Source organism: Benzoatithermus flavus (assembly GCF_037908215.1).
GTDB classification, from domain to species: Bacteria; Pseudomonadota; Alphaproteobacteria; order Geminicoccales; family Geminicoccaceae; genus Benzoatithermus; species Benzoatithermus flavus.
Genome location: NZ_JBBLZC010000004.1, coordinates 144,066 through 157,615, shown reverse-complemented (window position 1 = coordinate 157,615; position 13,550 = coordinate 144,066). Strand labels below are relative to the sequence as shown.

The 13,550-nt window shown below is 69.3% G+C and carries 12 protein-coding genes, 1 tRNA gene and 1 pseudogene; 7 read left to right on the top strand and 7 right to left on the bottom strand.

The window, feature by feature from the left end:
* Positions 1 to 2: 2 nt before the first annotated feature.
* From sufD to U1T56_RS05865, 4 genes are read right to left on the bottom strand one after another with little or no spacing between them, the layout of a single operon-like run.
* Complete coding sequence (gene sufD, locus U1T56_RS05880) at positions 3 to 1,346, bottom strand: Fe-S cluster assembly protein SufD (protein WP_418158510.1); 1,344 nt, start codon at positions 1,344 to 1,346, stop codon at positions 3 to 5.
* 2 nt (positions 1,347 to 1,348) lie between these two features.
* Positions 1,349 to 2,128 carry a Fe-S cluster assembly ATPase SufC gene (sufC, locus tag U1T56_RS05875; RefSeq protein WP_418158509.1) on the bottom strand — a complete coding sequence of 260 codons (780 nt, stop codon included), beginning with the start codon at positions 2,126 to 2,128 and terminating at the stop codon, positions 1,349 to 1,351.
* Positions 2,129 to 2,164: 36 nt separating this feature from the next.
* The gene (gene sufB, locus U1T56_RS05870; protein WP_418158508.1) at positions 2,165 to 3,610 is read right to left on the bottom strand and encodes a Fe-S cluster assembly protein SufB; all 1,446 of its coding nucleotides are present in this window, start codon (positions 3,608 to 3,610) and stop codon (positions 2,165 to 2,167) included.
* A 60-nt stretch (positions 3,611 to 3,670) separates the two neighbouring features.
* Positions 3,671 to 4,129 carry an SUF system Fe-S cluster assembly regulator gene (locus U1T56_RS05865; RefSeq protein WP_418158507.1) on the bottom strand — a complete coding sequence of 153 codons (459 nt, stop codon included), beginning with the start codon at positions 4,127 to 4,129 and terminating at the stop codon, positions 3,671 to 3,673.
* 223 nt (positions 4,130 to 4,352) lie between these two features.
* Here U1T56_RS05865 and U1T56_RS05860 point away from each other — a divergent pair, with 223 nt between their 5' ends.
* Entirely contained in the window at positions 4,353 to 5,579 is a 1,227-nt protein-coding gene (locus U1T56_RS05860) for a CaiB/BaiF CoA transferase family protein (RefSeq protein ID WP_418158506.1), read from the top strand.
* A gap of 51 nt (positions 5,580 to 5,630) precedes the next feature.
* Here U1T56_RS05860 and U1T56_RS05855 read toward each other — a convergent pair whose 3' ends face one another.
* The 3 genes and pseudogenes from U1T56_RS05855 to U1T56_RS05845 form a co-directional block, all read right to left on the bottom strand.
* Entirely contained in the window at positions 5,631 to 6,062 is a 432-nt protein-coding gene (locus U1T56_RS05855) for a nucleoside deaminase (protein WP_418158599.1), read from the bottom strand.
* Between the two features lie 23 nt (positions 6,063 to 6,085).
* Positions 6,086 to 6,535 carry a DUF3426 domain-containing protein gene (locus U1T56_RS05850; RefSeq protein ID WP_418158598.1) on the bottom strand — a complete coding sequence of 150 codons (450 nt, stop codon included), beginning with the start codon at positions 6,533 to 6,535 and terminating at the stop codon, positions 6,086 to 6,088.
* 144 nt (positions 6,536 to 6,679) lie between these two features.
* Positions 6,680 to 6,775, bottom strand: a pseudogene (locus tag U1T56_RS05845) (zinc-ribbon domain-containing protein); the annotation flags it as partial.
* A gap of 116 nt (positions 6,776 to 6,891) precedes the next feature.
* Between U1T56_RS05845 and U1T56_RS05840 the strand changes: the two are divergent.
* From U1T56_RS05840 to U1T56_RS05815, 6 genes are all read left to right on the top strand, one after another.
* Positions 6,892 to 7,593 carry a cell division ATP-binding protein FtsE gene (locus U1T56_RS05840; RefSeq protein ID WP_418158505.1) on the top strand — a complete coding sequence of 234 codons (702 nt, stop codon included), beginning with the start codon at positions 6,892 to 6,894 and terminating at the stop codon, positions 7,591 to 7,593.
* An 8-nt stretch (positions 7,594 to 7,601) separates the two neighbouring features.
* The gene (locus U1T56_RS05835; protein ID WP_418158504.1) at positions 7,602 to 8,480 is read left to right on the top strand and encodes a cell division protein FtsX; all 879 of its coding nucleotides are present in this window, start codon (positions 7,602 to 7,604) and stop codon (positions 8,478 to 8,480) included.
* A gap of 158 nt (positions 8,481 to 8,638) precedes the next feature.
* Positions 8,639 to 12,106 carry an adenylate/guanylate cyclase domain-containing protein gene (locus tag U1T56_RS05830; RefSeq protein WP_418158503.1) on the top strand — a complete coding sequence of 1,156 codons (3,468 nt, stop codon included), beginning with the start codon at positions 8,639 to 8,641 and terminating at the stop codon, positions 12,104 to 12,106.
* A gap of 83 nt (positions 12,107 to 12,189) precedes the next feature.
* On the top strand, positions 12,190 to 12,933 hold the full coding sequence (locus U1T56_RS05825) for a lysophospholipid acyltransferase family protein (RefSeq protein ID WP_418158502.1): 744 nt from the start codon (positions 12,190 to 12,192) through the stop codon (positions 12,931 to 12,933).
* Positions 12,934 to 13,006: 73 nt separating this feature from the next.
* Positions 13,007 to 13,082, top strand: a tRNA-Phe gene (locus U1T56_RS05820).
* A 264-nt stretch (positions 13,083 to 13,346) separates the two neighbouring features.
* Positions 13,347 to 13,547 (top strand): hypothetical protein, encoded by a 201-nt coding sequence (locus U1T56_RS05815; RefSeq protein ID WP_418158501.1) that lies wholly within the window; start codon positions 13,347 to 13,349, stop codon positions 13,545 to 13,547.
* The last annotated feature ends 3 nt before the right edge of the window (positions 13,548 to 13,550 follow it).

The window sequence follows — 13,550 nt, the reverse complement described above, 5'->3', positions numbered from 1 at the left end:
GGTCACGCGAGGTCTCCCAGCGCCGCGCCGCCCGGCAGGCGCGACAACGCCACGCGCCGGACCTGCCGGCGCACCGTCTCGTCCGAGAAGCGCTCGATCACCTCGGCGGCGAAGGCGAAGGTGAGCAGGCTTTCGGCCGTCTCACGCTCGAGTCCGCGCGAGCGCAGATAGAACAGCGCCACGGGGTCGAGATTGCCCGAGGTGGCGCCGTGGCTGCACTTCACGTCGTCGGCGTAGATCTCGAGCTCGGGCTTGGTGTCGATCTCGGCATCGTCCGAGAGCAGCAGATTGTCGTTCTTCTGGTAGCCGTTCGTCTTCTGCGCGTCCTTGTGGACGATGATCTTGCCGGCGAAGGCGGCGTGCGCCCGATCGGCGATCACACCTTTGTAGAACTGGTCCGAGTGGCTCGCGGGCTTCTCGTGATGGACCCGGATCAGGTTGTCGACGTGCTCCTTGCCGCAGGCGAGATAGAGGCCGTTGAGGAGGCACTCGATGTTGCTGCCGTCGAGCCTCGCTTCCGTCTCGTTGCGGACGAGCCCGCCGCCCAGCGTAGCCACGGTCTGGACCAGCCGCGCCCGGTCGGCGAGACGCACATAGGCCTTGCCGATGTGGCTGGCGCCATCGTTCAGGAGCTCGACCCGGTCCTGCTCGAGCGCCGAATCCGGGCCGAGCTCGATCTGGGTCACGAGGTTGGTGAGGCTCTGCCCTTCGCCCGAGCCGGCATGGGTCTCGATCAGCCGGAGCTTCGCCCCCTTGCCGAGGCGAACCACGTTGCGCGGGTGGGTCATGAAAGGCTCGGGCCGGCCGACGGTCAGGAAGAGAAGCTGCAGAGGCTCCACGACCTCGACCCCGTCGTCGACCTCGATCCATGCCCCGCTCCCGGCGAAGGCGGCATTCAGCGCCGTGAACGAGCGATCGTCCTCGGCGGTCGCGCGCAGGATGGCCGTCACCTTCTCGGGCTCGGCTTCGAGCACCTTGCCGAGGCTCGTGATTCGCAGGCCCGCGGGTAGGCTCTCGATGTGGCAGAGCTCCGGCACGACATGGCCGTTGACGAAGATCATCCGCCGCGCCTTGGGGCCGCCGGCGAGGTAGGGGGCGAGGTCGTCGAGGCGCACCTGGACCTTGGGGGCGAGCCCCATCGGCACGTTCACGACCCGCGCCACGTTGGTGTACTTCCAGGCCTCGACCCGGTTCGTCGGGATGCCCTGCTCCCTGAAGCGGGCGAAGCTCGCCTGCCGCCAGTCGGCGAGGGCGGGGAGCTTCGCCCCCGGCAGGCGCTCGCGGGCTTGCGCGAACGCCGCCTCGAAGGCCGGAACGGGCTCGATCGTGCGACGTGCCACGGCCATGGTTAGGCGGCCCCCGCCGAAGCGCTCTCGTGCGCGAACTCGGGACCGAGGAGCGCACCGTAGCCGCCCTCCTCGAGCTCGAGCGCCAGCTCCTTGCTGCCCGAGCGCTGGATGGCGCCGCGCGCCAGCACGTGCACCCGGTCGGGCACGATGTAGTCGAGGAGCCGCTGGTAGTGGGTGATGACGATCATGCCGCGCGAGGGATCGCGCAGCGCATTGACGCCGTCCGCCACGGTCCGGAGCGCATCGATGTCGAGCCCGGAATCGGTCTCGTCCAGGATGCACAGGCGCGGCTCGAGCATCGCCATCTGCAGGATCTCGTTGCGCTTCTTCTCGCCGCCGGAAAAACCGAAATTGAGGTCGCGCTTCAGGAGCTCGTCCTTCACTCCCATGAGCCGGGCCTTCTCGCGCAGCTTCTTCATGAACTCGGCGGCGCCGATCTCGGGCTGCCCCCTCGCCTTGCGCACGGCGTTCATGGCCTGGCGCAGGAAGTACATGTTGGCCACCCCCGGGATCTCGACCGGGTACTGCATGGCGAGGAACACGCCGGCAGCAGCGCGCTCCTCGGGCTCCATCTCGAGGAGGTCCTGGCCGTCGAAGGTGATGCTGCCCTTCGTCACCTCGTAGCCCTCGCGGCCGGCGAGCACGTAGGCGAGCGTGCTCTTGCCGGAGCCGTTCGGGCCCATGATGGCATGAACCTCGCCCGCACCCACCTCGAGCGAGAGGCCGTTGATGATCTTCTTGCCGTCGACTTCGACGTGCAGATCCTTGATCTCGAGCATATCGATCCGCTTTCCGATCCGAATTCGCTTACGGCCTCAGCCCACGCTGCCCTCGAGCGAGATGCCGAGGAGCTTCCTGGCCTCGACGGCGAACTCCATCGGCAGCTCCTCCATCACCTCGCGGCAGAACCCGTTGACGATCAGCGCCACGGCGTCCTCCTCGGGAATGCCGCGACTCCGGCAGTAGAAGAGCTGGTCGTCGCTGATCTTGCTGGTCGTGGCCTCGTGCTCGCACTTGGCGGTGCGGTTCCTGACCTCGATGTAGGGCACGGTATGCGCCCCGCACCTGTCGCCGATCAGGAGGCTGTCGCACTGCGTGTAGTTGCGCGCCCCCTCGGCGCCACGCATGACCCTGACGAGGCCGCGATAGGTGCTGTCGGAGAGCCCGGCCGAGATGGTCTTGGCGACGATCCGCGAGCGCGTGTTCTTGCCGATGTGGATCATCTTGGTGCCGGTGTCGGCCTGCTGGTGACCATTGGTCACCGCGACCGAGTAGAACTCGCCCACCGAGTCGTCACCCTGGAGGATGCAGGACGGGTACTTCCAGGTGATGGCCGAGCCGGTTTCGACCTGGGTCCAGCTTATCTTCGACTTCCGCCCGCGGCAGGCGCCGCGCTTGGTCACGAAGTTGTAGACGCCGCCCTTGCCCTCCTTGTCGCCGGGATACCAGTTCTGGACGGTCGAGTACTTGATCTCGGCCTCGTCGAGCGCCACGAGTTCGACCACGGCGGCGTGGAGCTGGTTCTCGTCGCGCTGCGGTGCCGTGCAGCCCTCGAGGTAGCTGACGTAAGCGCCCTCGTCGGCGATGATCAGCGTGCGCTCGAACTGGCCGGTACCCGCGGCGTTGATGCGGAAGTAGGTGCTGAGCTCCATCGGACAGCGCACGCCCTTCGGCACGTAGACGAAGCTGCCGTCCGAGAACACGGCCGAATTCAGCGCGGCGAAGAAGTTGTCGCCCTGCGGCACCACCGAGCCGAGATAGCGGCGCACGAGCTCGGGGTGTTCCTGGATCGCCTCCGAGATCGAGCAGAAGATGATCCCGAGCTCCTCCAGCTTCTTCCGGAAGGTGGTCGCGACCGAGACGCTGTCGAACACGTAGTCGACGGCGACACCGGCCAGAATCTCCTGCTCCCGGATCGGAATCCCGAGCTTGTCGTAGGTCTTCCTGATTTCGGGGTCGATCTCGTCGAGCGACTTCGGGCGCTCCTTTTGCACAGGAGCCGCGTAGTAGCTGATCGCCTGATAGTCGATCGGCGGATATTTCGGCTTCTGCCAGGTCGGCTCCTCCATGGTGAGCCAGCGCCGGTAGGCCTCGAGCCGCCACTCGGTCATCCATTCGGGCTCGTTCTTCTTGGCCGAGATCTGACGGACGATGTCCTCGTTCAGGCCTTGGGGGACGCGGTCCTCCTCGACCTCGGTGACGAAGCCGTACTTGTACTCGTTGCCGGTGAACTCGCGGACCTGGTCTAGGGCCGACGCCATGGGCTGAACTCCGTCACGTTCCGTAAGAGGGCCGGGCGATCGTCAAGGCACCGGTCCCCGTCAAAGCCGCGCATCGAGAAGCTGCCGTTCCTCCGGCAGCAGGAAAGCGGCAGGGATGCTGTGCGCCATCTCGGCCAGCGTGACGCCGCTCAGCGCCTCGCGGATGGCGGCGTTGATCCGCTGCCAGTTGGCCCGCGCCGGGCACAAGGAGAGGATGCCGCAATCGTGCTGGCTCGGCTCCATGCAGGAGGTGATCGCGATCGGCCCGTCGAGAGCCTCGATCACCTCGGCCACCGTGATCGCCTCGGCCGGCCGGCTGAGCCCGTAGCCGCCGCGCACGCCGCGATGCGAGACCAGGATCTCGCCGCGGGTGAGCAGCTTCAGGATCTTGCTGGTCATGGGTGCCGGCACGCTCGTGGCCGCCGCCACCTCCGGGGCGGTCTGCTGCCGATCCGGATGGCGCGCGAGATGCGTCGCGATGACGATGCCGTAATCGGCGAGCTTGCTGAGCCTGATCACCGTCTGCCCGATCGCCTGGAAAAAGGACCACTACGGTCCTGATTGCTCACCTTAGATGTCGCCCCACCCAGAGATGTCAAGGCGGCAGATGAAGGAAGAAGGGTTGCATTCGCGCTCGCGCGGATGGCACGGCTTGCCGCCCCTGTGGCGGAGCGCTAAGCATCGTTCCCGGTCTTCCCGGCCGCTTTCGGCGCGGCCGTCGTCTTGCTGGCCGGAGAGCGGCATGATCGGCGCACAGGCCCTGAGCGGCGTTCGGGTTCTGGACCTCACGCGCATCCTGGCCGGGCCCACCTGTACCCAGATCCTGGGCGACCTGGGTGCGGACATCATCAAGATCGAGCGGCCAGGGGTCGGCGACGATACCCGGAAATGGGGTCCGCCCTACGTGGTCGGCAAGGACGGCGAGCCCACGGCCGAGAGCGCCTATTACCTGTGCGCGAACCGTAACAAGCGCTCGGTTGCGATCGACTTCGCACGGCCCGAAGGTCAGGCGCTGGTACGCCGGCTGCTGGCACGGTGCGACGTCCTGGTCGAGAACTTCAAGGTGGGCGACCTCGCCCGCTACGATCTGGGTTACGAGCAGCTCCGGGACGGGTTTCCCGGCCTCGTCTACTGCTCGATCACCGGCTTCGGCCAGACCGGACCTTACGCGCTGCGCGCGGGCTACGACTATCTGGCCCAGGGGCTGGGTGGTATCATGAGCATCACCGGCGAGCCCGATGGCGAGCCCATGAAGGTGGGTGTCGGCATCGCCGACGTGATGTGCGGGATGTACGCGACCGTGGCGATCCTGGCGGCCCTGCGGCATCGGGATGCCACCGGCGAGGGGCAGCATATCGACCTCGCCCTTCTCGACACGCAGGTGGCGTGGCTGATCAACGAGGGGACGAACTACCTGCTCTCCGGGAAGGTGCCGCGCCGGCTCGGCAACGAGCATCCCAACATCGTGCCCTACAAGGTGTTCGAGAGCCGGGACGGCTACGTCATTCTCGCGGTCGGCAACGACGGCCAGTTCCAGAAATGGTGCCGCTTCGCCGGTGCCGAGGATCTCGCCGCCGACCCGCGCTTCGCCACGAACAGCCTGCGCGTCGAGCACCGCCACGAGCTCTATGCGCTGATGCCGACCTATATGCGGGCGAAGACGACACAGGAATGGGTTGACGGGCTCGCGGCACTCGGCGTTCCCTGCAGCCCGGTCAACACCATCGACCAGGTGTTCGAGAACCCGCAGGTCCGGGCGCGCGGCATGCGGGTCGACGTGCCGCACGCTTCGGCCGCTTCCGGCAGCGTGCCCTTGATCGCCAGCCCGATCCGCATGAGCCGCACGCCGCCTGCCTACAGACGGAGCCCGCCGACGTTGGGCGAGCACACCGACGAGGTGCTCGAGGAGCTTCTCGAGCTTTCGGATGTGGAGCGGCAGCGGCTGCGCGCGGCGGGTGTCATCGGCTGAGCCGCCTTCGCCCCCGGCGGGCGGCAGGCTCGGCGCGGGCCGGAACGGCCGTCAGCGCCGTTCCTTGAAGAAGCCGCGCAAGAGCACTGCCGCCTTCCGCTCGCCGATGCCGCCATAGACCTCGGGACGGTGATGGCAGGACGAGCTCGCGAAGATGCGAGGGCCATGATCCACGCCCCCGCCTTTGGGGTCCTCGGCGCCGTAATAGACCCGCCGCAGGCGGGCGAGGCTCGCGGCGAACGCGCACATCGGGCAGGGCTCGAGCGTCACGTAGAGATCGCAGCCGACGAGGCGCGGCGTGCCCATGAGCGCCGCTGCGGCCCGGATCGCCAGGATCTCGGCATGGGCGGTGGGATCGCGCCGCTCCTCGATCCGGTTGCGATCGCGGGCGAGCACCGCCCCGTCGGGTCCGACCACGACGGCACCCACCGGCACCTCGCCGACGGCGGCCGCGGCCTCCGCCTCGGCCAGAGCGAGCGCCATCGGCGTCGGGAGACGGGCGATGGTCAAGAACGGTCCCCGAACGAGACGGTGAAGCTCTCCGCCGCCTGCGGCGGCTCGTCGATCGTGACCTCGAAAGGGGTGGCCGCACCAGGCTCGAGGGTGGTCCGGGGCGGATCGAACCGTGCCGAGCCGATCTCGCGCCGCTCGCCGTCGAGGAGCCCGACGCGGATCGGCGGCACCTCGCTCGGCCGGTCCGCGACGTTCGCGATCTCGCCGCTCACGACGAGCTGCCGCCGGCCCTCCTGGAGCCGTTGCACCGAGCTCAGGTTGCGGAACTCGACCCCGAGCGGCGGCCGAACGGGTATGCCCAAGTGTTGGTAGAACGGCAACGTCGCCGGGAAACGGGCCACGATCTCGTTGCGCCCGATCAGAAGCGCTGCCGCCAGTAGCACGACGAGGGTGAGGACGAGCCAGCCCAGGAACGAGCGCCGCCGTGGCGCCGGTGTGCTCATGGGGGCAGCCGGCAAGGGGGGCGTGCCCGTCGCTTCCCATGAGGAAGCAGGCGGCGGGGCCGCGCTCGGCATTTTCGGTGGGGGGACGCTCGGGGAAGGCGGTGTGGATGCCGATTCGGCTCGAGGGGCTACGAACCAGCGCTGGCCGCAGTTCGAGCAGCGCACCATCCGTCCCTTCTCACCCAGCGACTCGGGCGCGAGCTGGTAGCTGGTCTGGCACCTGGGGCAGGTCACGATCATGGGTGAGGTCGGGTCCTGGCGGCACGGATCATCGCGGCCGAGTTGAACGGGGCTGGACGTAATTTCATGAAAGTGTAGAGTACGACGGGCAGGCAAGGCAGCAGGGGCGCAGTGTCTTGGAGCAGAGCGGTGCGACGATCCTGCAGCTCGAGGGTGTGGGAATGCGCTACGGCGCCACGCCGGCGCTGCACGACATCGACCTTCGCTTGACGGCAGGCAGCTTCCATTTCGTGGTCGGCCCGAGTGGCGCCGGCAAGACCTCCTTGCTCCGCCTCCTCAGCCTGTCGCACCCGCCGGCCGAGGGCAAGCTCGTGCTGTTCGGCCGCGACGTCGCGAAACTCGACCAGGAGGAGCTGGCGGCGGTGCGCCGCCGCATCGGCGTGGTGTTCCAGGACTTGCGGCTCCTCGATCATCTGAGCGCGTTCGACAACGTGGCGCTGCCGTTGCGCATCAACGGTGCGAGCGACGAGCAGATCTCGACCTCGGTTTCGCAGATGCTGACCTGGCTGGGGCTGGGCGACGTGCTGGAGCGGCGGCCGGCCGAGCTCTCCATGGGGCAGCGGCAGCTCGTCGCGGTCGGCCGTGCCGTCATGTGCCGCCCGAGCCTGCTTTTGGCCGACGAGCCGACCAGCAGCATCGACCAGGCGAAGGCGCAGCGCCTGATGCACCTGTTCCTGTCCTTGAGCCGGCTGGGCACGGCCGTCCTGTTCGTGACCCATGCCGAGCAGCTCGTCCGGCGCTACCCGTTCCCCGTGCTCAGCATGAAGGACGGGCGCTTGCGTCCGCCCGTGCCGTCCGTGCTTCCCATGAGCGCTTGAGGCCGGCCATGGTGCGCCTCGTCGATCTCGACCTGCCCATCCAGGACACGCCGGTGAGCCGCTTCCTCGCCTGGATCGCGGGCGGGCTCGTCTTCCTGGCGGTGATCGCCGTCGCCGTGGCCATCGCCGCGGACGGCACGGCACGGCGCCTGGCGCTGGCACCGCAGCTCCTCACGGTGGTGCTGCCGCCCGCGACCGAAGCGACCCCGGCGGACGAGGTGGAGCGGGTCGTCGCGGCCGCGAAGCAGGCGGACGGTGTCGCCTTCGCCCGGGCGGTGCCGGCGGAGGAGCTGAGCGACCTCGTCCGGCCCTGGCTCGGCCCGGATGCCGTCGCTTCCGGCCTGCCGATGCCGCGTCTGGTCGACGTCGCCTTCAATCCGGGCCGCGAGCCCGACCGGAAAGCGCTCGCGAGCAGGCTCGAGGCGTTGGCGTCCGGAGCGACGGTCGAGAATCTGCGCCCCGCGCACGGCGAAGAGCGCGCGCGGGCGCGGACGACGGCCGAGCTCGCGCTCGGCGCCGGCCTGATCGCGGGCGCGGCACTTCTGATCGTGATCGCGGTCGTCACCCGCATGGGCCTCGATCTCCACGAGGAGACGATCGACCTGCTCCGCCTCATGGGCGCACCCGACCGCTACGTCGCCCGGCAGTTCGAGCAGCATGCGCTCGGCAGCGTGCTCCGCGGAGGGCTGCTCGGCTTTGGGGCGGCCGTGCTGACGCTGCTCGGCTGCGAGATCACGCCGGCGGTCCTGCCCGCGCGTCCGCTGCCGACGCTCGGCCTCGCCCCGCTTCACTGGCTCCTGCTCGGCTGCGCGCCGGTGACGGTTGCCCTTCTCGGCGCCCTGGTGGCGCGGGCGACGGCGCGCTGGAGGCTCGCGCGCCTACGTTAGCGTCCATGCTGCTCGCCTGAGATCAGCAGGTAGCGGCGTGCGATGGCGCAGGTCCGTGATGCGGCGCGCGGGTGCCCAGCGATGCCCGATCGGCGCTCGATTTCAGCCGGCGTACGGCTCTGGCGAGGCGTGATTTGGCATGCCTGCTCTCGGGATTCATGGCAAACTTCCGCCCTGAGGCGGTGACGGAGCGCCCGAACGAGGAGGGCAAGGTGGACATCGCGGCCTGGCTTCGAGGTCTCGGCCTGGAGCGCTACGAGCCGGTGTTCCGCGACAACGAGATCGACGCCGCGGTCCTGCCGGAACTCACCGATGAGCACCTCAGGGAGCTGGGCTTGCCGCTCGGCCCGCGGCTCAAGCTCCTGAAGGCAGTGACCGCCCTGCGCGCCGACGCCCGAAGCGATACCGGCACGCCATCCCCGACCGGGGCCGAGCGAGCCGTTGTCGAGGGCAAAGGTCGGAATCCCCCGATTGTCGCCCCACCCGGTGCCGAGCGGCGGCAACTGACGGTGCTGTTCTGCGATCTGGTCGGCTCGACGGAGCTCGCGGGGCGTCTCGACCCGGAGGACCTGCGCGAGGTCATCCGCGTCTATCAGGACGCCTGCGCCGGCGCTATCGTCCGCTTCGAGGGTCATGTCGCCAAGTTCATGGGCGACGGCGTGTTGGCCTATTTCGGCTGGCCCAGGGCGCACGAGGGTGAGGCCGAACGGGCGGTGTGCGCGGGCCTTCAGGCGGTGTGCGCCATCGGCGCCCTGACGCCGTGCGCCGGACCGCCGCTTCAGGCCCGGGTCGGTATCGCGACCGGTCTGGTCGTAGTCGGCGATCCGATCGGCGAAGGTGCGGCGCAGGAGCAGGCCGTGATCGGCGAGACCCCGAACCTCGCCGCCCGCCTGCAGGCGATCGCCGAGCCGGGTAGCGTGGTCGTCGACCCGACCACCCGGCGCCTGCTCGGCGACATGTTCGAGTATGCCGACCTCGGCGTTCATCGCCTGAAGGGCTTCACCGCACCCGTCCGGGCCTGGCGCGTGCTCGGCAGCAGCCGTGCTGAGGGCCGCTTCGAGGCCCGCCATACGGCGGGTTTGACGCCGCTGGTCGGACGCGAGCACGAGCTCGGCCTCCTGCTCGACCGCTGGCGGCAGGCCGAAGAGGGCGAGGGCCAGGTGGTGCTCTTGTGCGGCGAGCCCGGCGTCGGCAAATCGCGCCTTGTCCGAGCACTGCGCGAGCATCTGGCCGAGCGCTCCTACACCCCGCTCAGCCATTTCTGCTCCCCCTACCACCAGGGCAGCGCCCTCCACCCGGTCATTGGCCTCTTGGAACGGGGAGCGGGGCTCGCACGCGGCGACCCGCCGGAGCGGCAGCTCGACAAGCTCGAGGCCCTGATCGCGCTCGCGACCGACGACGTCCGGGCGGTCGCGCCACTGCTCGCGGACCTGCTCGCGATCCCGAGCGGCGGTCGCTACCCGCTGCTGTCGCTGAGCCCGCAGCGGCGCAAGGAGAGGGCCTTCGCCGCGCTGCTCACCCAGCTCGAAGGGCTCGCGGCGCGGCAGCCGGTGCTGGCGCTGTACGAGGACGTGCACTGGAGCGATCCGACCACCCTCGAGCTGCTCGATCTGGTCATCGACCGTATCCCAGGCTCGCGGGTGCTGGTGCTGATCACGTTCCGGCCCGAGTTCCGGCCACCCTGGACCGGCTTCGCCCATGTCAGCCTGCTCACGCTCAACCGTTTGAACCAGCGCCAGGTTACGGCCATGGCCGAGCGGGTAGCGGGTGGCAAGATGCTGCCGCCCGAGGTGCTGGAGCAGATCGCGGCCAAGACGGATGGGGTGCCGCTGTTCGTCGAGGAGCTGACCAAGGTCGTGCTCGAGTCCGGCCTGCTCCAGGAGGAAGGCGACCGCTACACCCTGGCCGGGCCGTTGCCGAGGCTGGCAATCCCGGCGACGCTCTACGACTCGCTCATGGCCCGGCTGGACCGGCTGGCGCCGGTGAGAGAGGTGGCCCAGATCGGGGCGGTGATCGGGCGCGAGTTCAGCCACGAGCTGCTCGCCGCCGTTGCTCCGATGTCCGGCGACGAGCTCGCCCACGCCCTGACCGAGCTCGTCGACTCCGAGCTGGTGTTCCGTCGGGGTATCGCGCCGCACGCCACCTACACCTTCAAGCACGCTCTGGTGCAGGACGCTGCTTATACCAGCCTGCTGCGCGGCAAACGTCGGCAGATACACGCCCGCATCGCCCAGGTTCTGGAGGAGCGGTTCCCGGAAACGGCCGAGACGCAGCCGGAACTGCTGGCGCACCATCTGGCGGAGGCCGGTCTCGCGTCGCAGGCTGTGGCGTACCTGCAGAAGGCGGGCGATCGGGCCTCCGAGCGCTCGGCCTACGCGGAGGCGGTCGGCCACCTGACCCGTGGCCTGGAGCTGCTCCGCACCCTGCCGGATGGTCCCGAGCGGACCCTGCAGGAGCTGGATCTGCGGATCGCGCTCGGCGCTGCGCTGATGGCGACACGGGGCTATGCGGCCCCCGAGGTGGCGGAGACTTACCTGCGAGCACATGAGCTGTGCCGCTTGGTGGGCGACACCCCCAGGCTGTTCCCGGTGCTGCACGGCCTTTATCGCTTCCACCACGTCCGGGGGGAGCTGCGGGCAGCCCGCGAGGCCGGAGAGCAGCTCCTCCGTCTGGCCGAAGGGCTCGACGATCCGGCGTTGTTCGCCGAGGCCCATCGGGCGCTCGGGGTGCCGCTGTTCTGGCTCGGGGACATGACGGCAGCCCTTTCCCACCTGGAGAAGGGGGCATCGGCCTACGATGCGGACTGCTGCCGGTCCCATGCCTCGGCGTACGGGATCGATCCCGGGGTGGTCTGCCTCTCTTACTCGGCCTTGGCCCTGTGGCAGCTCGGCTTTCCCGGGCGAGCCCTGGAGCGGAGCCACGAGGCGCTCGGCTTGGCTCGGGATCTGTCCCATCCGCAGAGCCTCGCCCTCGCCCTCGTCTGGGCGGCCTGGCTCAGGCAGCTTCGTGGCGAGTGGCAGCCGGCCCGAGAGCACGCCGAGGCGGCCGTGACACTCTGCGCGGAGCAAGGGTTTCCGCTCTGGATGGCCATGGGTGTCGTCCTGCGAGGCTGGGCCTGGTTCGAGGAGGGGCGAGGGGAGGAAGGGATCGCGCAGATGCGTCAGGGCCTGGCCGACCTGCGGGCGACGGGCGCCGAGCTCTGGCGGGCGTCCTTCCTCGTCCTGCTGGCCGGAGCGTATGGCAGGACAGGAAGGACCGAGGACGGACTGGGTGTCCTGGATGAGGCACTGGCGATGGTCGCGAGGAACGACGAGCGCGCCCACGAGGCGGAGCTGCATCGCCTTCGAGGCGAGCTGCTGCGCGGGAGCGGAACGAAAAATGGAATGAAGGTGGTGGCCGCATTCCAAGAGGCGCTCGGAATCGCGCGCCGGCAGGAGGCAAGGTCCCTCGAACTCCGCGCTGCGGTGTCGCTGGCGCGCTTTTGGGCCGATTGTGACCGGCCCGGCGAGGCCCGTGAGCTGCTCGCCCGGGTCCACGACTGGTTCACCGAGGGCTTCGAGACCGCCGATCTGAGGGGTGCCGAGGCTCTTTTGCGAGAGCTGGACCAGCACTCGCTCGTCCGGTGAGCGATCCGAACCAGTGCCGGGCTTGCCAAACGTGGGCGGGGCCGGTTTTCTCCACGCGCCTCGAGCTCGGGAGCACTGCCGCCTTGCCCGCATCGCCGCTTCTGGGCCTGCGTGCCCTGCTGTTCAACGTGCTGTTCTATCTCTGGACGGCGGTGACGTGCCTCGTCGTCCTGCCCGCCTTTCCCCTCCTCTCGCCGGCCGGAATGCGACGGGTGGCGCGGTTCTGGGAGCGGGGCATCCTGGTCCTGCTCAAGGTGGTCGTCGGCCTCGACTACGAGGTCCGCGGCCGCGAGCACCTGCCGCGGGAGCCGGTCATCATCGCGAGCAAGCACCAGTCGGCGTGGGAGACCCTGGTCTTCCACGTGCTGGTGCCCGAGCTCGCGGTCGGCCTCAAGGAGGAGCTGACCCGGATTCCGGTGTTCGGCTGGTATCTGATGCGCGCGCAGAACATCCGCATCGACCGGGGTGCGGCGGCGAAGGCGATCCGCTCGCTGGTCGAGGGTGCGAAGGCCGCGACCGCGAACGGCCTCTCGGTCCTGATCTTCCCGGAAGGGACGCGCCGTGCCCCCGACGATCCGCCGGACTACAAGCCCGGTGTCGCGGCGCTCTACGCCGCACTGAAGCTGCCCGTGGTGCCGGTGGCGCTCAATTCCGGCCTGTTCTGGCGCCGGCGCGGTTTCCTGAAGTATCCCGGCCGGGTCGTCGTCGAGTTCCTGGAGCCGATCCCGCCGGGGCTCGACCGCAAGATCTTCATGCAGATCCTCGAGGAGCGGATCGAGACCGCGACCGCCCGTCTGGTCGCGGAAGGACGCCGATCCGGGACGTGAGGTCGTCTGCACGCGGCAGCGAGCACGGACTGGACAGCCTCCGCCGATGCCTCTATAAGGCCCCCACCCGCGAGCCCAGGTAGCTCAGTTGGTAGAGCAGCGGACTGAAAATCCGCGTGTCGGTGGTTCAAATCCGCCCCTGGGCACCATCCCTTCCGAGCATTTGGCGGCATTCGATCGTCCCCGTGATCCTTGTCGGCTAGCCACGCGTGCGTGCCGTCGGGCGTGAAGCCCGGCTCGGCTGCGGTTCGTCCCCGAAACTTGTCCGCCGCATCGCGGCACTCGTCCGAGCCGACGCTGACCTGCAGCGGCCGGTCGCGGCCGTAGTAGTAGAGACGGTCGAACGGCAGTTCCCGGGCGATGAAGGCGGCGACCCCGCTCGTCGGCACGCCGGGGGCCTCGAAGTCCACCGCTTGGCCGAGGCGGGCGCAGATCGGGGCGTCGTCGCGGCGCCGCTCGTGGCCGGCATGCTGGTCGAGCGGCGGGGAGATCCGGCCGGGTATGGCGCGCGTGAGCGCCGGACCCGCGTGGCCGTAAGCGAGGCGGATCGGGCCGAAGCGGTCTCGATCGCCGGGTCGGGCACGTCGCGGCACGGGCGCGCCATCGCGGCGTAGGTA